The following is a 19,957-nucleotide window of genomic DNA, read 5'->3' as shown; positions in this document are numbered from 1 at the left end:
GTGCAGCGACACGAGCGGACGCTATTGGCGTTTGCCGCGCCGATGCGCCCCACATACGCACATACGCACGTACGCAGAACAGGTAAGCAACGATGAGCACCATCCAAGGCAAAGTCACTCTGTTAAGCGCAGGTCCCGGCGATCTCGACCTGCTGACCCTGCGCGCCGCGAAGGCGCTCGCCGCCGCCGACATCCTGCTCGTCGACGATCTGGCCAACGCGGACATCGTCACGCTCGCGCCGCATGCGCGCGTGATTCGCGTCGGCAAGCGCGGCGGCTGCAAGTCGACGCCGCAAGCGTTCATTCAGCGCCTCATGCAGCGCTATGCGAGGAAGGGATTGCATGTGGTGCGCGTGAAGGGCGGCGACGCTTTGCTCTTCGGCCGCGCCGGCGAGGAGATCGCGGCGCTGCGTGAAGCGCATATTCCGGTCGATATCGTCAACGGTGTGTCGTCGGGCTTCGCGGCGGCGGCGGGACTCGGCATCTCGCTCACGCATCGCGATCATTGCCAGGGCGTGACCTTCGTCACCGCGCACATGCAGGATCACAGTCAGCCGGATTGGGCCGCCCTCGCCGCCACCGGCACCACACTCGCGATCTATATGGGCATGAGCCGCATCGCGAGCATCACGGCATCGTTGATGGAAGCGCTTCCTTCGAATACGCCCGCGGCCGTCGTGCAGAACGCGGGATCGTCGAAGGAAAGGCGTCTCGTCACGACGCTCGGCCGTCTCGCAGAAGAAGCCTCGGCGGCCGGTCTCGGCAGTCCCGCGGTGATCCTCATCGGCGGTGCGATTGGAGAAGCGGCTGAATTCACGACGCACGCCGCGAGCGCGAACGGCCTGGCCCATGCAGCCTGAAGCGGGTTCTCAAACGGCAGGCGGCGCGCTAAAGTCATATGAGCCGCTTTTGCCGTTCTTCGCATGACCTCCTCCGCGTCCCGCATGCTTCGCGTTCTTCTCGTCACCGACACCGACAAGCCCATCGGCGATTTGCGCGAGCAACTCGCCCGCATGGGCTATGACATGCTCGCCGAAGTCGCCGCGCCGTCGGCCTTGCACAAGGCCGTCGAGAGTCAGAAGCCCGATGTCGTCATCATCGACACCGAATCGCCCTCGCGCGATACGCTCGAACAGCTCGCCGTGATGAACAAGGCCGCGCCGCGCCCCGTGCTGATGTTCAGCAACGACGCGGACCAGCAATTCATTCGTGCGGCGGTCGGCGCGGGCGTCACCGCGTATTCCGTCGAAGGGCTCGCGCCCGCGCGGCTCGCACCGATCATCGACGTCGCACTCGCGCGCTTCGCGCATGAAGCGCAATTGCGCCAGCGTCTCGCCAAAGTCGAGGATGAACTGGAGCAGCGCAAGGTCATCGACCGCGCGAAACGTCTGTTGATGGACAAGCGCGGCATGTCCGAACACGATGCCTATGCGGCACTTCGCAAGCGCGCGATGGATCAGGGCGTGAAGGTCGCGGAGATCGCGCGTCAACTGCTCGCGCTGTCCGACCTGTTCTAGCGCCACCGACACCTATGAACTCCCCCGACACGACTTCTCCCGCGCCCGAACGCACGCATCTGCGGCTCGGCTTCGTCGCCCTTTCCGATGCCGCGCCGCTCGCCGTCGCGGCATTGCGCGAACTCGGCGCGCGGCACGGCATCAAGATCGAGTTGTGCCGTCAGCCTTCGTGGGCCGCCGTGCGCGACAAGCTGCTATCCGGCGAAATCGACGCCGCACATGCGCTCTATGGACTCGTGTACGGCGTGCAACTGGGCATCGGCGGGCCGCGGGCGGACATGGCGGTGCTGATGGTCCTCAACCGCAACGGCCAGGCGATCACGCTGTCGCGTCCGCTCGCCGATGCGATCGAGCACGGCGCGAGCGTGAAGGACGCGCTGGCCTCGCTCGGGCGGCGGCCCGTCATCGCGCAGACGTTTCCGACCGGCACGCACGCGATGTGGCTTTACTACTGGCTCGCGGCGCACGGCGTGCATCCCTTGCGCGATGTCCAGAGCGTCGTGATTCCGCCGCCGCGCATGGCCGATGCGCTCGTCGAAGGCGCGCTCGACGGCTTCTGTGCGGGTGAGCCGTGGCACGCGGTGGCCGAGGCGCGCAATGCGGGCAAAACGGTCGCGTACACGAGCGAGATCTGGCCGGATCATCCGGAGAAGGTGCTCGCCTGCCGGCGCGATTTCGCGGCGCTCTACCCGGCGACGGCGCGCGCGCTCGTGCGCACGATGCTCGACGCCTGCGCATGGCTCGATTCGAGCGACCATCGTAAGGAGATCGCGCAGGCGCTGGCGTCGGCTGAACTGCTCGGCGTGCCGCGCGCGCTGATCGAGCCGCGCCTCGTCGCCACGGACGGCGGCGATGCGCGCGCGCTGCCGGTGCGATTCTTCGATGGCGGCGCGGTCAACTATCCGCGCGTATCGGACGGGCTGTGGTTCATCACGCAGTATCGGCGCTGGGGCATGCTCGATGCCGATATCGACGACGCAGCCGTCGCGGCGAGCGTCAATCAGACCGCGCTTTATCGCGACGCGGCGCGGGCGTCGGGGATTGCGCTGCCCGAGGAGCGGCGCGCGGCCACCCTCTGCGATCGCCGGGTTTGGGACGGCGGCGACGCGGCGGGGTATCTCGCGGGGTTCGAAATGCGCGCGTGAAAAGCGCCTACCATGGAATTTCCAGCGCGCAACGGAGATCCGCCATGGAACTGCTCGCCATTGCCATCGACAAGCCCGAGGACACCAACTTCATCCTCGGCCAGTCTCATTTCATCAAGACGGTCGAGGATCTGCACGAGGCGCTCGTCGGCGCGGTGCCGGGCATTCGCTTCGGGCTCGCGTTCTGCGAGGCGTCGGGCAAGCGGCTCGTGCGCACGTCGGGTACGGACGAAAAGCTCGTCGAGCTGGCCGCGCGCAATGCACAGACCATCGGCGCGGGACACAGCTTCATCATCGTGCTCGGCGACGGCTTCTTTCCCGTCAACGTGCTCAATACGGTGAAGACCGTGCCGGAGGTCTGCCGCATCTTCTGCGCGACCGCCAATCCGACGCAGGTGCTCGTCGCTCAGACGGATCAGGGACGCGGAATCGTCGGCGTCGTGGATGGGCTGCCGCCCCTCGGCGTCGAGACGGCCGAAGACGTCCAGTGGCGCAAGGACCTGCTGCGCAAGATCGGCTACAAGGCCTGAATCGCGCCCGAAACGCCCGAAACGCCGGAAACCCGCGCCGCGCCTTGACTTGACCGCGCAAATCGCGAGAATGAGGCCCGCCGCCGCGCGCCTCGCCCGCGCTTTTTTCCGGCCGACGCGCGACATCATGGAAAATACCGGGATACGGTATAAACGCCGAAGCGCTTTTCATGCTTTGCCGCGCTTTCGCGGACGACGCGGCCCGAGGGCCGCGCGCACCGGCAGCATCCCGGCATCACCCCCGCCGATACGGCACCGAACACCGGCCACCCGCGCCGCCCGAGGATAGGGTCGTCCTCGCGCGGCCTACAGGAGCATCACATGACCGACATGAATCCAGGCTTTTTCGGCAGGATAGGCATTGCCTTCGGCGCCTTCTTCGGCATTCTGGGCAATGCAGCGTTCGCGGGCCGCGTGCAGCGCCTGCGCGAAGCGCCCGAAGCGCCCGAAGCGCCCGATTTCGCAGCCGAAGCGCCCAGGCCCGCCGCCGCGCCCGTGGCCGCCGCGCCGGCGCCCGCACCCGCGCAGCCCGCGCCGTCCGTGCTGAAGGAAGCAAGCCCGGTCGCCGCGCTTCAGTTGCTCGGCCTTTTGCAACGCGATGCGCGTTTCATCGATTTCGTCGAAGAGGACATCGTCAATTACAGCGACGCCGATATCGGCGCGGCCGCCCGCCTCGTGCACGACGGCTGCCGCGCGGTGCTGCGCGAGCACTTCACGATCAAGCCCGTGCGCACCGAAGCCGAAGGCAGCCGCGTCACGCTGCAGGAAGGGTTCGATGCGGCCGCGGTGCGTCTGACCGGCAATGTCGTCGGCAAGGCGCCATTCAACGGCCAGGTGAGCCATCGCGGCTGGAAGGTCGAAGACACGCGCCTGCCGAAGCTCGCGCCCTCCCATGATGCAAGCATCGTCGCGCCGGCGGAGGTGGAACTGTGAGCGATATCGACAGCAACGAGAATCAGGCGCGCTATTCGATCGGCGTCGATCTCGGCACGACGCATTGCGCGCTCTCCTATGTAGACATGAGCGCGAGCGACGGCGAGAAAACCGCGCAGGGCGTGCTGCCGATCTCGCAACTGACCGCGCCCGGCGCCGCCGAAGAGCGCGATCTGCTGCCCTCTTTCCTCTATCTGCCGCACGAAAACGAGCTCGCGCCCGGCGATCTCACGCTGCCGTGGACGCAGGAGCGCACGTTCATCGTCGGCGAACTGGCGAGGAGCCGCGGCGCGGGCACGCCGATCCGCCTCGTCTCCAGCGCGAAAAGCTGGCTGTGCCATCCGGGCGTCGATCGCCGCGCGGCTATCCTGCCGTCCGATGCACCCGAGGAAGTCGAGCGCGTATCGCCGATGGAAAGCTCGGTGCGCTATCTGACGCACTTGCGCGAGGCGTGGAATCACGCGCATCCGGACGCGCCGTTCGACCGGCAGGACGTCACCGTGACAATTCCCGCGTCCTTCGATCCCGCCGCCCGCGAACTCACCGCCGAAGCCGCCGCGGCCGCCGGCTATTCGCGCATGACGCTGCTCGAAGAGCCGCAAGCCGCGCTCTATAGCTGGATCCAGAAGTCGGCCGGCGGCTGGCGCAAGCAGGTCAAGGTGGGCGATGTGATTCTCGTCGTCGATGTCGGCGGCGGCACGACCGACCTCTCGCTGATCGCAGTCGTCGAGCGCGAAGGGAATCTCGAACTGCATCGCGTCGCGGTCGGCGAACATATCCTGCTCGGCGGCGACAACATGGACCTCGCGCTCGCGCACACGGTCGCGCGCAAGCTCGCAGCGCTCGGCACGCAGCCCGATCCGTGGCAGTTGCGCGCCCTCACCTACGCATGCCGCTCGGCGAAGGAAACGCTGCTTTCCGATCCGACGGTCGAAGCTGTGCCGCTCGTCGTGCCGAGCCGCGGCTCGAAGCTGATCGGCGGATCGCTGCGCACCGAACTCACGCGCGCGGAACTCACGCAGATCCTGCTCGAAGGCTTTTTCCCGCAAGTCGACGCATCCGCGCGGCCCGTGTCGCGCGCGCGCGTCGGTCTCACGCAACTCGGTCTGCCTTACGCGCAGGACGCCGCCGTCACGCGCCATCTCGCCGCGTTCCTCGGCCGTCAGGTCAACGCGCTGGCCGAAGTCGAAGGCCTCCGGCATCAGGCACCGCAAGGCGCGACGCTGCTGCATCCGAGCGTCGTGCTCTTCAACGGCGGCGTGTTCAAGTCGCCGCTGCTCGTCGAGCGCGTGATGACGACGCTCAATGCCTGGCTCGCCGCCGAAAGCGCGCCGCCCGCGCGTCTGCTCGAAGGCGCGGACCTCGATCTCGCGGTCGCGCGCGGCGCGGCCTATTACGGCTACGTGCGGCGCGGCAAGGGCGTGCGCATCCGTGGCGGCACGGCGCGCGCGTACTACGTCGCGGTCGAATCGGCGATGCCGGCCGTGCCCGGGCTGGAGCCGCCCGTGCAGGCGCTGTGTGTCGCGCCGTTCGGCATGGAGGAAGGCACCGACGCCGAGTTGCCCGCGCAGGAGTTCGGGCTCGTCGTCGGAGAGCCGGTGCATTTCCGCTTTTTCGGCTCGTCGGTCCGCCGGCAGGATCAGGTCGGCACGCTGCTCGAATACTGGCAACCGGACGAGTTGCAGGAGCTCGAGGAGATCGAGGCGTCGTTGCCGCCCGAAGGCCGCACGCCCGGCGAAGTCGTGCCGGTCAAGCTGCATGCGCGCGTGACCGAAGCGGGCACGCTCGAACTCGAAGCGATTCCGCGCGGTTCGTCCGAGCGCTGGAAGGTCGAGTTCGATGTGCGCGGCGGCCTGAGTGGCGACATGCGCGCGGATCAGGGCATGGGCCTGTAAGTGTCCCCGCGCAAGAAAAAGGCCTCGGGCGCGCGGTACAGCGTCGGCATCGATCTGGGCACGAGCAATACCGTCGTCGCCTATGCGCCGGCCGGATCGAACGATATCCGCGTGTTCGAGATCGAGCAGCTCGTCGGTCCCGGCGAAGTGGCCGCGCAACCGCTTCTGCCGTCATTGCGCTATCACTATGCGCCGGGCGAGCTCAAGTCCGAGGATCTGCAACTGCCGTGGGGCGAGATGGAAGCGCCCGCCGTGATCGGCAGATTCGCGAGGACGCTCGGCGCGCAGGTGCCCGGACGGCTCGTGTCGAGCGCGAAGAGCTGGTTGTCCCACGCAGCGGTCGACCGCCTCGCGCCGATTCTCCCGTGGGGCGCGGGCGACGACGTCGAAAAAATCTCGCCCGTCATTGCAAGCGCGAGCTATCTGGCGCACGTGCATGCGGCGTGGAACGAGCGCTTTCCGGATGCGCCGCTCGACGCGCAAGACGTCGTGCTGACGGTGCCCGCCTCGTTCGATGAAGGCGCGCGCGCCCTCACGCTCGAAGCGGCGCGCATGGCGGGATTGGAGACGCTGCGGCTGCTGGAAGAGCCGCAGGCGGCGTTCTACGACTGGCTGTTTCATCATCGCGAGACGCTCGCCGGCGAACTCGCCGCCACGCGGCTCGTGATGATCGTGGATGTCGGCGGCGGCACGACCGACCTCACGCTCATTCAGGTCGCGATGGAAAACGGCGAGCCGGTGCTCACGCGCATCGGCGTGGGCAACCATCTGATGCTCGGCGGCGACAACATGGATCTCGCCCTCGCGCATCTCGCCGAGCGGCGTCTCGCGGGCAGCGACGCGCGCCTGTCCGCCGCGCGTCTCTCGCAACTCGTCGAACGCTGCCGCGCCGCGAAGGAGCAGTTGCTCGGCGACGAAGCGCCTGATTCCGCGTCGATCACGCTGCTCGGCGCGGGCGCGAAACTCATCGGCGGCGCGCGTTCGACGGATATCACGCGCGACGAGATCGAGCAGATCATCGTCGAAGGCTTTTTTCCGAAGGTGTCCGTGGACGATCGTCCCGGCCGCTCACGCGGCGGCATCGTCGAGTTCGGGTTGCCGTATGCGAGCGATCCGGCCATCACGCGGCATATCGCGGCCTTTCTCGGCCAGCACGCGGGCGAGGCGCGCAAGGCGCTCGGCGTCCCCGCCGAAACGCTCGCCGTTCCCGATACCTTGCTGCTGAACGGAGGCGTGTTTCGGGCCGGTCCGCTCGCGCGCCGCATCGCCGATACGCTTTCCGGCTGGCGCGGCGAACCGGTCAACGTGCTCGCGAACCACGATCCCGATGTCGCGGTCGCGCGTGGCGCGGTCGCTTATGCGCTCGCGCGCGGGGGTCATGCGCCGAAGATCGGCGGCGGCTCGGCGCGCAGTTTCTTCCTGCTGCTCGAAGACGACGCCAACGCGATGCGCGGCGTCTGCGTCCTGCCGCGCGGCACGGAAGAAGGCCAGCCGATCCATCTCGCCGGCCGGACCTTCGCGCTCACGCTCGGCGCGCCGGTGCGCTTTCACCTGGCGTCGTCGGTGGCGGAGACGGCGTACACGGCGGGTGAACTCGCGGACCTCGCGGCCGCATCGGGCGATTTCGTGCGCCTGCCGCCGATCGCGACGGTCGTCGACCCGCGCGCCGCGAACGACGGCCGGGCGCGCGAAACGCCGGTCCAGCTGACGACATCGCTCACGGAAGTCGGCACGCTGGAGATGCACTGCACCGCCGTCGACGATCCCGCGAAACGCTGGCTGCTCGAATTTCAGCTGCGCCGCGAAGCGCCGCAGACCGATGACGCCGCGAGCGAACCCCATCCGGCGCTGCCGAAGGCCATCGAGCTGATCGACCGCACGTTCGGCGCGAAGTCGCACGACGTCGGCCCGAAGGAAGTCAAGCGCTTGCGCGCGCAACTCGAACAGACGCTCGGCGCGCGCGACACCTGGGACATCGCGCTCCTGCGCGAGCTCTTCGGCGCTTTGTTCGAGCGCGCGAAGAAGCGCCGCCGCAGCGCCGATCACGAGCGCCTGTGGCTCAATCTCACGGGCTACTGCATGCGTCCGGGCTTCGGGCACCCGCTCGACGAGTGGCGCGTCGAGCAACTGTGGACGCTCTTCGATCAGGGCATCCAGTACAGCAACGAAAGCCAGATCTGGTCCGAATGGTGGACGCTCTGGCGCCGCACCGCCGGCGGACTTCCCGAAGCGGCGCAGTTGAGGCTTCTGGACGACATGGCCTTCGTGCTTCAGCCGCCCGGCACGAGCCGTTATCGCAAGGCTGCGGGTGCGGCGCGCGCGGGCTACGAAGACATGGTGCGGCTCGCGGCATCGCTCGAACGCGTGCCCGTCGAGCGCAAGTTCGAGGTCGGCGAGTGGCTGCTCACGCGCCTGAAAAAGCCTTCGGAGAACGTGCAGAGCTGGTGGGCGGTCGGCCGCATCGGTGCGCGCGCGCCCTTCTATGGCAGCGCGCACGGCGTCGTGCCGCCGGATGTCGCCGTCGCCTGGCTCGACGCCATCCTCGCGCTCGACTGGAAGAAGATCGACCCCGCCGCGTTCGCCGCCGTGCAGATCGCCCGCATGACCGGCGACCGCTCGCGCGACCTGCCAGACGAAGCGCGCGCGGCCGTCGTGCAACGCCTCGAAGCGATGGGCGCGGCGCAGGCGTGGGTCTCGATGGTCCGCGAGACCGTCGAACTCGATCGCGCGGACGAAGGGCGCGTCTTCGGCGAAACGTTGCCCGCGGGGTTGAAGCTCATCCGTTGAGCACGGGACGCGCCGCGCATCGCATCGAAATGCTTCGTCCTCAGAAGCTTTTTTTGGCCGGTACGTCACGCGCAAGCCCCGCCGGGTCTTGAATACCGGCTGACCGCATCCTATGGTTATCAATGTGTCGATATGGACACACACTGAAGGAGGTCAGCATGCCATCCCCACGCAAGGCTCAAGCGAGCCAACCCGCTGAAACTGAAATGTCGAGCCGCAAGAAAACGGCCGGCAGCAAGGCATCGCCCGCGAAGGCCGCAGGCACGAAGGAAATGCAGGTCACGAAGCGCACGACCAAGGCCAAGCCAAAAAGCTGAGCGGCTATCCGAAGTCCCGCCCTCGTCATCGTGCGGGGGGCATTTGATGTGGCTGTCCTTCGAATCGGCGGGCGAGAATCGGACGCTCGCCGATCGGCTCTCGAGACCGACGCTGCCCATCTCTCCTCCTCCTCCCCCTTCGCCAGAACACGCCTCAAAAAGACGCAATATTTTCCGGCTTTATCGGCTGATTGCTAAAAAAAGGCGTATTTGTATGACCGCATTGGCCTAAAGTAGATATCCCGATTCCGTGAGCGAGCATGAAGATGGCCGTCCCCCAACGCGCCGCCGGCGTGCGCAATCCAGGAATTCTTCTCGCGGCAGCCCGTGAGGCCGGCGCGAGCCTGGTACGCAATCTTTCGATTCCGGCGCCGTTTACCGACCCCGTGCTGGAGGCGCAGTTTCTGGAAGACCACAGCCAGCGCTTCTGCGCGTTCCGGCGTGCGTCGACCCTGCTCGCGCTCGCCATCTGGACATGCTTTCTCTGGTGGGACTTCAGCTTCGCCCGCGGCAACCAGGCGCTCGATTCGCGCCTCGCCGATATCCTCGCGCTGCGCTTCGCGGGCATCGCGCTGCTGTTCTTCGTCGGCGTGCTGGTGCTGCGGCCGTCGTTCCGCTCGCACGCGAGCTCGCAGCGCATCATTCTCACGGGCATCTACGGCCTGCTGTGCCTGATCCTCGCGATGGTGGCGATCACGCCCGCGCCCTACAACTACACGCAGCACTTCATCGGGCTGTGTCTCGCGCTGTTCTTCCAGTTCAGCTTTTTCTATCTGCGCTCACGCGTCGCGCTGACGGCCGGCATCATCACGCTCGCGTCGATCGTCGTCCTGCAGATCACCATTCATCTGCTCAACCCCGAGGATTTCTTCGCCGGGCTGTTCTATATGTTCAACGTCGTGGTCGTGGGGCATGGCGTCTGCACGCACGCCGAACGCGTGTCGCGCGAGCGTTACAGCTCGGAGCGCGCGCTCGCGTCGCTCAATGACGAATTGCGCACGGCCAACGTGTCGCTCGGGCGCAAGAACCGCGAGCTCGAAGTCTCGAAGAAGGATCAGGAGAACAAGACCAACGCGCTGCTCGCGCTGCGCGAGCAGCAGATGATCGCCGCGCAGACGGCGAGCCGCGAAAAGTCCAACTTCCTCGCCGCCGCGACGCACGACCTGCGTCAGCCGATGCACGCGCTCAATCTGTTTCTGCAAGCGGCCGCCGAAGCCATCCGCAATGGGGAATTCGATCAGGCCGAGCGGCTCATCAACGAATGCGGGCGCTCGTCCGTGATCCTCGCGCGGCTCCTGAACGCGGTGCTCGATCTGTCGCGGCTGGAATCGGGCCGCGTCGTGCCGCGCTATCACGTGTTCGACGTGCGGCAGACGGTCGAGGAGGCCGCCGAGCAGTTGCGCCCGTTCGCGATGAGCCGGGGCGTCGAACTGAGGTTGCGGCTGCCGAAGGAAGACGTGGTCTGCGTGCGCAGCGACGCGCACTGGCTCGGGCGCGCGGTCGCGAATCTCGTGTCGAACGGCATCAAGTATGCGGACCAGAACAAATCGTCGAAGCCGACGGTGATCGTCGGCGTGGTGCGCTCCGCGACGCGCGCGCGCATCGACGTGCTGGATAACGGCATCGGCATTCCGGCGGATTATTTCGACGCGATCTTCCAGCCGTTCTTCCAGGTCGATAATCCCGAACAGGACCGCGACAAGGGGCTGGGCCTCGGGCTGTCGATCGTCAATGCGGTGATGTCGATGCTCGACCAGCATCGTATCGAACTGAAGTCCACCGAAGGGCGCGGCTCGCGCTTTTCCCTCGAAATGCCGCTGTGCGGGCCGTCGCCCGACAAGCCATCGGCGCGCGCGCCGGCGCGCTCCGAAGCGGACGAAACGGCGCAGCTCAACGGCCGCTACGTGTTGCTGGTCGAAGACGATGGTCTCGTGCGCGCCTCCACCGAAGCGCTTCTGTCGCAATGGGGCGTGCTTTACGACTCCGCCGGGAGCTTCGAGGAGTTCGAGTCGATACTCGGCGACGTCGAGCGGTTCCCCGATCTCATCATCACCGACTTCCGGCTGCGCGATGCCAAGACCGCCCGCGAAGTGGCGATGCTCGGGGCGGCGCGGCTCGGGCGGCCGTGTCCGTGTCTTGTCGTGACCGGTGAACCGGCGGCGAGTATCGTGCCGCTTGCCTGTGAGCAGGATGTGCTTTCGAAGCCGGTCAGTCCGGCGGAATTGCGGCGCGGGATGCTCGCGTTGATCGGTGGCGTTTGCAACGAGACGGCATGACGAGGTACAGAATGCTCGTGCCGGTTGATTAGCATTGCCCCGTGCGGGGGCGGCAGTCGCTCCGTGCTACAAGGACACAGGTTCAGCACGAAACAGCTCCGGCACAGCGCTACGCGTTGCCGTCGGGTCCGCAAGGGAAACCAGCGAATGACCCATGCGGTGAGATGAAAGCAAGGACGTACGGGCGGACCCGATCGACCCAACGGCCGCGAAGCGGGCCGGAGCCATTTGGTGCTGAGCCAGTGAGTGAAGCGGTGCGAGGCGACAGACCGTGCGCGATCCACGCCCGATGGGGCCTATGAGGGCACTCGCTACTGAGCCCACGATGGGCTGGCAAGCATGGCCAAACTGCGTGTGACCGCGGGCCTAGCAAGCTGCTTTCTTTGGTTACTTTCTTTGCAGCAGCAAAGAAAGTGACTGCCGCCCCGCACAGGGGCAGTGCTAATAAACCAATACGAAAACGGGATCCGGCGAAAGCCTAAACCGCCAACCGCGCCCCAAACCACCCCCGCAGCGCCTCAACCTCCTCCATGCAAACAGAATGCGGCATCGGATAAGCATGCCATTCAACATCGCAACCCTGCGCGCGCGCAAATTCGCACGCCTGCTCGCCGAGGCTCACATTGAGCACATCGTCGAAACTGCCGTGCGCGGCGAAAATGGAAATCGAGCGATTCGCCTCGGAGAGCGATTCATCGATCAGCCCTTCCGACGCAATGTAGCCCGACAGCACGATCAGCCCCGCGAGCTTCTCCGGGTGTGTCAGGCCCGCGTGATAAGTCATCGCGCCGCCCTGCGAGAAGCCCGCGATGAAAATGCGCTCGCTCGGAATGCCCCGCGCGTTCTGCTCTTCGATGAGCGCCCGCACGCGCGCCACCGATTGCACGATGCCCGCCTCGTCCACGCGCCGGTTGATGCCCTCGAACGAGAGGATGTCATACCACGCGCGCATCACGTAGCCGTTGTTGGCGGTGACGGCGATCTCCGGCGCGTTCGGAAACACGAAGCGGACAGCGGGCGCATCGGCCAGACGCAGTTCGGGCACGAGCGGCACGAAATCATTGGCGTCGGCGCCGAGGCCGTGCATCAGGATGACGGCGAATGCGGGATTCGGCGCGGTTTCGATCTCGATGGTCGAAGGTTGATCGGTCATTGCCCTTCACTCCTCTCGTCAGATGATGGGAACGAGAATCTGCACGATGCCGACGACCGACACCAGCCACACCAGCGAACGCACGAACGGCACGCCCGCCGCGTAAAGCGGAACGTAGACGAGGCGCGCGACGAAGTACGCGAGCGCGCCGTAATGCGTGAGCGCGTTCTCGCGCCCCGTCACGTGCACGATCAGCACCGCGACCGCAAAAATCGGCAGCGTTTCGAACAAGTTCGACTGTGCGCGCATCAGCCGGCCGGAAAGCCGGCCGGGCGGCGGCGTGGCGGCATCGCGCGGGCCAGTCTGATATTTGATGCCGACTTCGCGATTGCGCACCACGGCCGGGAGCAATACCTGCACCAGCGCGAGCACGAGCGTCCAGGCCAGCATCTTCAGTTCGAAACTCATGGCGTCTCCACGAATGAGAAATAGCCGGGACGGGTCGCGCCCATGATGCCATCACGATCCGCAAGCGTGTAGTCTTGAGTGCGATCCGGCCGGAGTCTTTCATTCATGCACGCGATGACCCTTCGTCTGTCCCCCGGCGACGACCTGCGCGCCGCGCTCGACCACGCATTCCGCACCCGCGCGCTCTCGGCGGCTTTCGTGCTTCAGGGAATCGGCAGCCTGAGCGTCGCCCGCTTACGCTATGCGGGCCGCGACGAAGCCGCAGAACTGCATGGCGATTTCGAAATCCTGTCGCTCGCCGGGACTTTATCGGCGCAAGGTCCGCACCTGCACATGAGCGTGTCCGACGCCGACGGCCGCGTGTGCGGCGGCCACGTCACGCCGGGCTGCATCGTGCGCACGACGGCGGAGATCGTCGTCGCGAACCTGCCGGGCGAACGTTACACGCGCGAGCACGACGCCGCGACGGGCTTCGCGGAGCTCGTCATCCGGGCAGCGTGACAGCGACCGCGGGTTTCGCGCCGTCGAGCGCGAGATCGTGGCGCGCAATCATCTCGAATGCTTCGCTCGTCTCCGAATAATCCCAGCGCTCGACCGTGGTTTGGCGCGCGCCGCCGTCGCCCGCTCGCGCGTCGTGGCGAATCACGTTCACGGAATTGTCGATCGTGCCGCGCGTGCGCCACGACAGCGCCGTGCCCGCCTGCACCGCCCACATGCGGCGCGAAAGACCCGCGAAGGTATCGTGCAGCGGCAGCACGTAAGGCAGATGGATATGCCCGCCGAGAATCAGGTCCGCGCCCGCGCGCGCCCAGCGCTGCACCGCGCGCTCGCGTCCGTGCAGCAGGTTTTTTTCGTCCTGCGCGCGCGTGACGGCCACCGGCTGATGCGTGACCACGATGCGCAACTGCGCCGCGCTCGCCGTCTCGAGACGTGCGGCGACGCGCCTGATCTGCTGCATCGACACCTCGCCGTCCTTGTGACGGTAGGCGCGCGTCGTGTTCACGCCGAGCACGAGCAGTTCGGGCGATTGAAAGCTCGGCTCGAGATCGGCGCCGAACACGCGCTGATGATTCGCATACGGATAACAGAGCCGCGCGAGCGGATCGAAGAGCGGAATGTCGTGATTGCCGGGGACGACGAGCGTCGGCGTCGCGCCGAGCGTATCGACGAACGCGCGCGCCGCATCGAACTGGTGCCTGCGGGCGCGCTGCGTGATGTCGCCCGACAGCACGACCAGATCGGGCGACAGCGCATCGGCGAGACGCAGCAGCGCCGTGACGACCTGAGGCCGCTCGGTGCCGAAATGCGTATCGGAAATCTGCAACAGCAAGGTCATGAGCGATTCGCTTCGGCCACCGTCGGTTCGGGCTTGAGCAGAAAAAGAGGCTTGTCGGAGACGCGGAACTCCAGCGGCATCTGCAGCTTCGCAATCTCGCCGTCCATCGCGATCTTGATCGGCCGGCGCCGCTTCGACGGATGCGTCACCGTGATGCGCTCGAACGTCAAGCTCACGACATGATCCGAATCGGACAGACGCCCCGCCGCGCCATGCAGCGACAGCCACAGATGCATGAGCCGTCCCACTGGGCGCGGCGCAATCGCGACGAGCAAGCCCTGTTCCAGCGCGCGCGCTGCGTCCGGCATGCCGATCTGCTCCATCTGCAGCCGGTTGTTGCCGACGAAGAGCGTCGACGAGCGAATTTCGGTGGTCTTGCCTTCGTGATCGATATTCAAACGCAAATGCCGATGCGGCTTCAGCATCGTCAGGAGCGCCGACCACAGCGCGACCAGTCGGCTTCGGCCGAATTGCCGCTTGTAGATTTCGCGATCCTCGAGCAGCCGCGGATAGAGCCCGAGACTCGCGTTGACGAGAAACATGCGTCCGTTGACAAAGCCGACCTGCACCGGATAAGCGCGCGCATCGAGCAGAAGTTGCGTCGATTGTTCGAGGTCGGCGGGAATGCCGTGGTCGCGGCTGAAGTAGTTGAACGTGCCGCGCGGCAGCACGGCGAACGGACAACCGGCGTCGTGCGCCGCGTGCGCGACCGTGCAGAGCGTGCCGTCGCCGCCCGCGCCGACGAGCACGCCGTCCTGCTCGCACGCCGCCGCGGCGGCTTCGCGCGCGATGCTCGCGAGGCGGCGCGGATCGTCGACGACGCGCAATTCGAAGCGCCGCCCCGCCGCGCCGAGTTCGCGCTCGAGCACGGTGCGTGTGGCGTCGGCCTGGTGGCGGCCCGAGCCCGCGTTCATCACGATGAAGAACGGCGCGTCGGCGGCGAGCGTCTTTTCTCTTTCGGCGGATGCGGCGGTGGGAGTCATGGGCGGCGCTCCTTCGTTATCCGCGCGAGACGTGCACGGCAAAACAAGCTCCGTGCGTGCGCGCAGAGCCTGCCGATTATAACGAAAGGCTTACAGCCGGACCGCCCGCGCTTACGTGTGCTCGCCGCGAATGTAGAACTCGAGCTGCTGAATGGTGAACTGCTGCTCCGAAATGATGTTCTTCACCAGATCCCCGATGGAGATCATGCCGACGAGCTTGCCGTTATCGATCACCGGCAAGTGGCGCATGCGCTTGTCGGTCATGAGCGCCATGCAGTCGTCGGTGGTCTGATCGGGGCGCACGTAGCGCACCTGCGAGGTCATGATGTCGCGCACGGGCGTCTGCTTCGACGCGCGGTCCATCAGGACGACTTTGCGCGCATAGTCGCGCTCGGTCATGATGCCGACGATTTCATCGCCCTCTGTGACGATCACCGCGCCGATATGCTTGTCGGCCATCATCTTGATCGCATCGAAGACCGATGCCGTTGCGGCAATCGTATAGACCGTCTGGTCGGGTTTCGAATTCAGAACCTGTGCGACTGTTGCCATCGAGCGCCTCCGTTATGAGCGGGGAACGTTGTTGCGCCTGGGCGACGGGTTGTCTTGCGCCTTTGTGAGCGTAAAGCCTCGCGCGCCATGCCTTCATAGGCATTAACCCGACCATTCGAAAAAGTATAGATCAACGACGCGACGTGGAAGGTGCGGCGTGCCGCGCGAATCAGTCTGCGTGCCGCCTGATTCGACTTCTGTTTCCGCTTCAGTTTCGTCGCCAAATGCCGCTAATCACATACACGACGGCAACGCGGCGCGATGCACCGCTTAGAGGGAGAACGAGGTGAGCAGTTCACAGCAGGATATCGAGCAGCGCGTGCGGCTCGCGGGCAGCAACATGTTCGAATTGCTTCTGTTCAGGCTCGGTGAGGCGCCGGGCTCGGAACAGCGCGAGCTTTACGGCATCAACGTGTTCAAGGTGCGCGAGATTCTCGCGATGCCGACGATCACGGCCGTGGCCGGATCGAGCGGGGACATTCTCGGCGTCGCGGATATTCGCGGACAGATCATTCCTGTGATCGATCTCGCGCGCATCACCGGCTGCCGGCCGAAGAACGGGCTGAAGATCCTGCTCGTCACCGAGTTCGCACGCACGACGCAAGGCTTCGCAGTCGAGGAAGTCGACGATATCGTGCGGCTCGAATGGAATCAGGTGCTGTCTGCCGAATCGCACTCGGGCGGCAAGACCGTGACGAGCTTCGCCCGGCTGGATGGCAACGTCGACGGCTCGCGGCTCGCGCAGGTGCTCGACGTCGAGCGCATCGTGCGCGACGTGCTGCCGTCGAAGGAAACCGATATCACCGAGGAAAATACCGGGCGGCTCACGCTCAGACCGGGCGCGCGCGTGCTAGCGGCGGACGATTCGGGCGTCGCGCGGGCGCTCATCGAGCAAAGCCTCACCGCGATGGGCGTGCCCTTCGTGATGACCAAGACGGGACAGGAAGCGTGGAACGTGCTGGAAGCCGCGCTCAGAAAAGCGCAGAAGGAAGGCACCGAGGTCGCGGATCACATCGCGCTCGTGCTCACGGATCTGGAGATGCCCGAGATGGACGGCTTCACGCTCACGCGCCGCATCAAGGCGGAAACGGGGCTGATGCACATTCCGGTGGTGATTCACTCGTCGCTGTCGGGATCGGCGAACGAGCAGCATGTGCGCAAGGTCGGCGCAAACGCGTATGTGTCGAAGTTCGAGGCGTCGGAACTCGCCAACGTGATGCGCGGCGCGCTCGCGCACGCCGCCTGAAAAACGATCGGCGCCCGCGCAACACGGACCTTTTGAGTCCGCGTCGGCGGGCGCCGAAGCAGTCCTTCAGCCGATACGCCCGGCGGATAAGCCGGGCCGGCCGATTCGATTAGTGACCGAAGAAGACCGATTGCGGGTTGTTGCTCGATTGCGCCGCACGGTTGCCCGATTGCGCCAGCGTGTCACGCGAGCCGCCGAAAGCGGTAGTGTTCACGCCGTTGGCGTTTTCTTCAGCGGCGATCGCTTGTGCGCTCGGGCCTTGTTGCGACGTCGGCGCGCCGACGGCCGGACGGTAGAACGGAGCCGGGCCATAGCCGCTTGCGAAAGCGGGTGCGGCGAGCGTGGCGGAAGCGGCGATCAGGAGGGTAGCGATGAGGTTGCGTTTCATGGTGTGCTCCAAAGACGGTTGACGTTCAATCAGAAAGCGCCGCAGCGGTCTTGCGAGAAACTGTCTGCTACGTCGATGGAATGCAGTGTATACCCCTACTATCGCTTTTTTATCCCCATAAATTTCAATACAGTTTTCGCTCTTGGCCAACAATGCGTGGCCGCACGAGCGTGCGAATCTCGCGCAGATGCCCGTGGGACATGGGAGCGAAGACCTTGCGCCGTAGGTTGGTATCGCGCGTCGTTTGCAAGGGACGAAACAATTTAATTATCGAACTAGCGTTCGATAAACGGCTTGATTTCAGTGGACGAGCCGCCCGATCAGACGAACCAGTTCGGCCGGCGGATTGCCCTTCTGGCAGTACCCGTCGAAGCCCGAGTGGACGCCCTCGGGCCGCACCAATTCCTCGCCCAGTGCCGTAAACGCGATGATCACCGCGTCGCGCGTACCGGCGATCCGGCGCAGCACGCGCGCGGTCGCGTAGCCGTCGTGCTCGGGCATCGTGATATCGAGAATGACGACGTGCGGCACCCAGCCGTTGACCGCGTGCAGCGCGTCGACGCCAGAGAGTGCGAAGCGGGTGTCGAAGCCGTCCGATTCCAGCGCGGCGGAAAGGGCTTCGGCGCTGTAGGCGTTGTCGTCGACGACGAGAATGCGCCACGGATCGCGGTCTACGTCGACACTACGGTCCGTCCACAGAGAGCAATGAGGGGAATGCAGGGAGACGGGCATGGGCATGGCACGAAAGCGACATGCTGGCTCTGACGCAGGTTTCGCGCCCGCCCGCCGCAAAGCTCACGCGTCGCTCTCCTTTTTGCTTTTGCGACGCTTTCCCGACGTCGTCGCTTCTGACTCGCGCAGCCGGGCATTCGCCTCGACGAGCGATGCGGCGTCGCACTGACGCAACGCGAGATCGACTTCGCCGAGCGCGCCGAAAAGCGCCGCCTGCTCCGCTTCGTCGAGCGGCGCTGCGCCCGGTCCGGCTACTCGCTGCGCTTCCTTGTCGAGGCGCTTCAGAAGCTTGGCGCCGAAGCGGGTATCGATCACGCCCTCGCGCGCGAGCCCCGCAATCAACGACGCGAGCCGGACGAGCCCGCCCGCCGTGGTTTGCGTTGCTCCGTCCAGATCGTCACGGTCTTCCACTGCCTTCTCCTCAGGTGGGCACGCGAGCCCGCGCGCGCGGCCGACTCGATGCGAGGCGCCGCGCGAGCGCCCCTCTTGCGTGGCGCGATGATACGCCGACAAAATGACAGCCATATTTGCACGAACCGAGGTGCCGGTGGCGATTGTTTCACTCCTGGTTTGCGCATTACGATCGCGATCCGGGGCGCGACCAATGGCACACTAGCGCGTGGCGCCGCGCATATGCAGAGCGTCGAGGCCGCATCGTCAGCGGACGCGCCGCATCCCCAGAATGCAACCGAATGCCCGCATGAATCCCGCTACCCTGCAAAGACCGCCCTACGGCTCCGATTTTTCCGGGCTCGTCTGCGGCTTCCGGTTTCATGTCGATCGCCCCGGCGAGCCGATCGATGCCGAAGCCGCGAGCCAATGGCTCGCCCGCGACGACACCACCCGGGAATTCGTCTGGCTGCACTTCGATCTCGCGAACAGTGCGTGCGAGCGCTGGATGCGCGGACGCCTCGGTCTGCCCGACGCATTCTTCGAGACGCTCAACGAAGGCTCGCACTCGACGCGCATCGAACATCAGGAAGGCGCGCTGTTGGCCGTCATCAACGATGTGATGTTCAACTTCGAGCTGACGCCCTCGGAGATCGCGACGCTGTGGGTCTATACGCATCAGAAGCTGCTCGTCACGGCGCGCCTCAAGCCATTGCGTTCGGTCGACTCGCTGCGCGAGTCGGTGAGGCGCGGCGAGCTTTTTCGCTCGCCCGCCGAACTCCTCGCGCATCTGCTGCGCGATCAGGCGGATCTGCTCGTGCATATCGTGCGGCGCACGAGCGTCGAGGTCGATGGCATCGAGGATCGTTTTCTTTCGATGCGCGGCGCGGCGACCCGCACCGATCTCGGCGGCCTGCGGCGCGTGCTCGTGCGGCTGCAGCGTCTGCTCGCCCCCGAGCCCGGCTCCGTGTTCCGCCTGCTCGCGCGGCCACCGCGCTGGCTGCACTCGCAGGACATTCAGGACCTGCGTGACGCGACCGAAGAGTTCTCGCTCGTGCTCAACGATCTCGCCGGACTCGTCGAGCGCATCAAGCTCCTGCAGGAAGAGGTCGCGACGCGCATGGACGAGCAAAGCAACCGCACGCTCTTCACGCTCACGCTCGTCACCGTGCTCGCCTTGCCGATCAACATCGTCGCGGGCTTCTTCGGCATGAACGTGGGCGGCATTCCGCTCGCGGAGAATCATCACGGCTTCTGGCTGCTGGTCGCGATCGTCGCGACGTTCACCGTGCTCGCCGGATGGTGGGCGTTCCGCCGCCGCCGCGATATGTAGCACAACGGCCAGGCACGATCGATGCAATGTCTTTCC

General features: G+C 65.9%; 20 protein-coding genes. 12 read left to right on the top strand and 8 right to left on the bottom strand.

The features are described from left to right. Positions 1-92 precede the first annotated feature (92 nt). The 9 genes from cobA to NCS58_RS16230 all read left to right on the top strand — a co-directional run bounded on the left by cobA (position 93) and on the right by NCS58_RS16230 (position 11,400). Positions 93-860: a uroporphyrinogen-III C-methyltransferase gene (gene cobA, locus NCS58_RS16270; protein ID WP_250477349.1), complete on the top strand. Its 768-nt coding sequence runs from the start codon at positions 93-95 to the stop codon at positions 858-860. Positions 861-944: 84 nt separating this feature from the next. Then, the gene (locus NCS58_RS16265; protein WP_061115966.1) at positions 945-1,517 is read left to right on the top strand and encodes an ANTAR domain-containing response regulator; all 573 of its coding nucleotides are present in this window, start codon (positions 945-947) and stop codon (positions 1,515-1,517) included. A gap of 14 nt (positions 1,518-1,531) precedes the next feature. After that, positions 1,532-2,662, top strand: coding sequence for a CmpA/NrtA family ABC transporter substrate-binding protein (locus NCS58_RS16260; RefSeq protein ID WP_250477348.1), 1,131 nt, complete (start codon positions 1,532-1,534; stop codon positions 2,660-2,662). Positions 2,663-2,706: 44 nt separating this feature from the next. Further along, entirely contained in the window at positions 2,707-3,192 is a 486-nt protein-coding gene (locus tag NCS58_RS16255; RefSeq protein WP_061115968.1) for an adenosine-specific kinase, read from the top strand. A 321-nt stretch (positions 3,193-3,513) separates the two neighbouring features. Continuing rightward, positions 3,514-4,125: a DUF2760 domain-containing protein gene (locus tag NCS58_RS16250; protein ID WP_061115969.1), complete on the top strand. Its 612-nt coding sequence runs from the start codon at positions 3,514-3,516 to the stop codon at positions 4,123-4,125. Beyond that, entirely contained in the window at positions 4,122-6,020 is a 1,899-nt protein-coding gene (locus NCS58_RS16245; protein ID WP_250477347.1) for an Hsp70 family protein, read from the top strand. The genes NCS58_RS16250 and NCS58_RS16245 overlap by 4 nt, the downstream gene beginning before the upstream one ends. Then, entirely contained in the window at positions 6,021-8,807 is a 2,787-nt protein-coding gene (locus NCS58_RS16240) for an Hsp70 family protein (protein WP_250538651.1), read from the top strand. It begins immediately after the preceding gene. 158 nt (positions 8,808-8,965) lie between these two features. Next, complete coding sequence (locus tag NCS58_RS16235; RefSeq protein WP_157697443.1) at positions 8,966-9,124, top strand: hypothetical protein; 159 nt, start codon at positions 8,966-8,968, stop codon at positions 9,122-9,124. Between the two features lie 266 nt (positions 9,125-9,390). Further along, positions 9,391-11,400, top strand: a complete 2,010-nt coding sequence (locus NCS58_RS16230; RefSeq protein ID WP_061116115.1) for a hybrid sensor histidine kinase/response regulator — start codon at positions 9,391-9,393, stop codon at positions 11,398-11,400. Between the two features lie 478 nt (positions 11,401-11,878). Here the strand turns inward: NCS58_RS16230 and NCS58_RS16225 are convergent, their stop codons facing one another. Then, positions 11,879-12,553: an alpha/beta hydrolase gene (locus NCS58_RS16225; RefSeq protein ID WP_061115971.1), complete on the bottom strand. Its 675-nt coding sequence runs from the start codon at positions 12,551-12,553 to the stop codon at positions 11,879-11,881. Positions 12,554-12,571: 18 nt separating this feature from the next. After that, positions 12,572-12,961 carry an MAPEG family protein gene (locus tag NCS58_RS16220; protein ID WP_061115972.1) on the bottom strand — a complete coding sequence of 130 codons (390 nt, stop codon included), beginning with the start codon at positions 12,959-12,961 and terminating at the stop codon, positions 12,572-12,574. A 105-nt stretch (positions 12,962-13,066) separates the two neighbouring features. Here NCS58_RS16220 and NCS58_RS16215 point away from each other — a divergent pair, with 105 nt between their 5' ends. After that, positions 13,067-13,462: a PPC domain-containing DNA-binding protein gene (locus NCS58_RS16215; RefSeq protein WP_061115973.1), complete on the top strand. Its 396-nt coding sequence runs from the start codon at positions 13,067-13,069 to the stop codon at positions 13,460-13,462. Here NCS58_RS16215 and NCS58_RS16210 read toward each other — a convergent pair. The 3 genes from NCS58_RS16210 to NCS58_RS16200 all read right to left on the bottom strand — a co-directional run bounded on the left by NCS58_RS16210 (position 13,446) and on the right by NCS58_RS16200 (position 15,832). Beyond that, positions 13,446-14,297 (bottom strand): metallophosphoesterase, encoded by an 852-nt coding sequence (locus tag NCS58_RS16210; RefSeq protein WP_061115974.1) that lies wholly within the window; start codon positions 14,295-14,297, stop codon positions 13,446-13,448. The genes NCS58_RS16215 and NCS58_RS16210 overlap by 17 nt on opposite strands. After that, positions 14,294-15,280, bottom strand: a complete 987-nt coding sequence (locus NCS58_RS16205) for a diacylglycerol kinase family protein (RefSeq protein WP_061115975.1) — start codon at positions 15,278-15,280, stop codon at positions 14,294-14,296. The genes NCS58_RS16210 and NCS58_RS16205 overlap by 4 nt, the downstream gene beginning before the upstream one ends. Before the next feature lie 111 nt (positions 15,281-15,391). Beyond that, a complete protein-coding gene (locus NCS58_RS16200) occupies positions 15,392-15,832 on the bottom strand; it encodes a CBS domain-containing protein (RefSeq protein WP_061115976.1) in 441 nt (146 codons plus the stop codon). Between the two features lie 286 nt (positions 15,833-16,118). Here NCS58_RS16200 and NCS58_RS16195 point away from each other — a divergent pair, with 286 nt between their 5' ends. Next, the gene (locus tag NCS58_RS16195) at positions 16,119-17,078 is read left to right on the top strand and encodes a chemotaxis protein (RefSeq protein ID WP_061115977.1); all 960 of its coding nucleotides are present in this window, start codon (positions 16,119-16,121) and stop codon (positions 17,076-17,078) included. A gap of 109 nt (positions 17,079-17,187) precedes the next feature. On the opposite strand, the gene NCS58_RS16190 is transcribed toward NCS58_RS16195, so the two are convergent. The 3 genes from NCS58_RS16190 to NCS58_RS16180 all read right to left on the bottom strand — a co-directional run bounded on the left by NCS58_RS16190 (position 17,188) and on the right by NCS58_RS16180 (position 18,609). Further along, positions 17,188-17,466 (bottom strand): hypothetical protein, encoded by a 279-nt coding sequence (locus tag NCS58_RS16190; protein WP_061115978.1) that lies wholly within the window; start codon positions 17,464-17,466, stop codon positions 17,188-17,190. Between the two features lie 300 nt (positions 17,467-17,766). Next, positions 17,767-18,198, bottom strand: a complete 432-nt coding sequence (locus tag NCS58_RS16185; RefSeq protein WP_061115979.1) for a response regulator — start codon at positions 18,196-18,198, stop codon at positions 17,767-17,769. Between the two features lie 63 nt (positions 18,199-18,261). Continuing rightward, the gene (locus NCS58_RS16180) at positions 18,262-18,609 is read right to left on the bottom strand and encodes a hypothetical protein (RefSeq protein ID WP_061116116.1); all 348 of its coding nucleotides are present in this window, start codon (positions 18,607-18,609) and stop codon (positions 18,262-18,264) included. Positions 18,610-18,898: 289 nt separating this feature from the next. On the opposite strand from NCS58_RS16180, the gene NCS58_RS16175 reads away from it, so the two are divergent. After that, entirely contained in the window at positions 18,899-19,921 is a 1,023-nt protein-coding gene (locus NCS58_RS16175; protein WP_096031943.1) for a transporter, read from the top strand. Positions 19,922-19,957: the final 36 nt, after the last annotated feature.

Source organism: Caballeronia sp. INML3B, assembly GCF_023631305.1.
Lineage (GTDB): Bacteria > Pseudomonadota > Gammaproteobacteria > Burkholderiales > Burkholderiaceae > Caballeronia > Caballeronia turbans.
This window is presented reverse-complemented; position numbering and strand designations above follow the sequence as displayed.

Excerpts from the sequence above, each read along its gene's own strand:
- NCS58_RS16205 (WP_061115975.1), bottom strand. The coding sequence starts at position 15,280 with ATGACTCCCACCGCCGCATCCGCCGAAAGAGAAAAGACGCTCGCCGCC.
- NCS58_RS16220 (WP_061115972.1), bottom strand. The coding sequence starts at position 12,961 with ATGAGTTTCGAACTGAAGATGCTGGCCTGGACGCTCGTGCTCGCGCTG.
- NCS58_RS16190 (WP_061115978.1), bottom strand. The coding sequence starts at position 17,466 with ATGAAACGCAACCTCATCGCTACCCTCCTGATCGCCGCTTCCGCCACG.
- NCS58_RS16210 (WP_061115974.1), bottom strand. The coding sequence starts at position 14,297 with ATGACCTTGCTGTTGCAGATTTCCGATACGCATTTCGGCACCGAGCGG.
- NCS58_RS16215 (WP_061115973.1), top strand. The coding sequence starts at position 13,067 with ATGCACGCGATGACCCTTCGTCTGTCCCCCGGCGACGACCTGCGCGCC.
- NCS58_RS16225 (WP_061115971.1), bottom strand. The coding sequence starts at position 12,553 with ATGACCGATCAACCTTCGACCATCGAGATCGAAACCGCGCCGAATCCC.
- NCS58_RS16230 (WP_061116115.1), top strand. The coding sequence starts at position 9,391 with ATGGCCGTCCCCCAACGCGCCGCCGGCGTGCGCAATCCAGGAATTCTT.
- cobA (WP_250477349.1), top strand. The coding sequence starts at position 93 with ATGAGCACCATCCAAGGCAAAGTCACTCTGTTAAGCGCAGGTCCCGGC.
- NCS58_RS16255 (WP_061115968.1), top strand. The coding sequence starts at position 2,707 with ATGGAACTGCTCGCCATTGCCATCGACAAGCCCGAGGACACCAACTTC.
- NCS58_RS16235 (WP_157697443.1), top strand. The coding sequence starts at position 8,966 with ATGCCATCCCCACGCAAGGCTCAAGCGAGCCAACCCGCTGAAACTGAA.
- NCS58_RS16175 (WP_096031943.1), top strand. The coding sequence starts at position 18,899 with ATGAATCCCGCTACCCTGCAAAGACCGCCCTACGGCTCCGATTTTTCC.
- NCS58_RS16200 (WP_061115976.1), bottom strand. The coding sequence starts at position 15,832 with ATGGCAACAGTCGCACAGGTTCTGAATTCGAAACCCGACCAGACGGTC.
- NCS58_RS16250 (WP_061115969.1), top strand. The coding sequence starts at position 3,514 with ATGACCGACATGAATCCAGGCTTTTTCGGCAGGATAGGCATTGCCTTC.
- NCS58_RS16265 (WP_061115966.1), top strand. The coding sequence starts at position 945 with ATGCTTCGCGTTCTTCTCGTCACCGACACCGACAAGCCCATCGGCGAT.
- NCS58_RS16260 (WP_250477348.1), top strand. The coding sequence starts at position 1,532 with ATGAACTCCCCCGACACGACTTCTCCCGCGCCCGAACGCACGCATCTG.
- NCS58_RS16185 (WP_061115979.1), bottom strand. The coding sequence starts at position 18,198 with ATGCCCGTCTCCCTGCATTCCCCTCATTGCTCTCTGTGGACGGACCGT.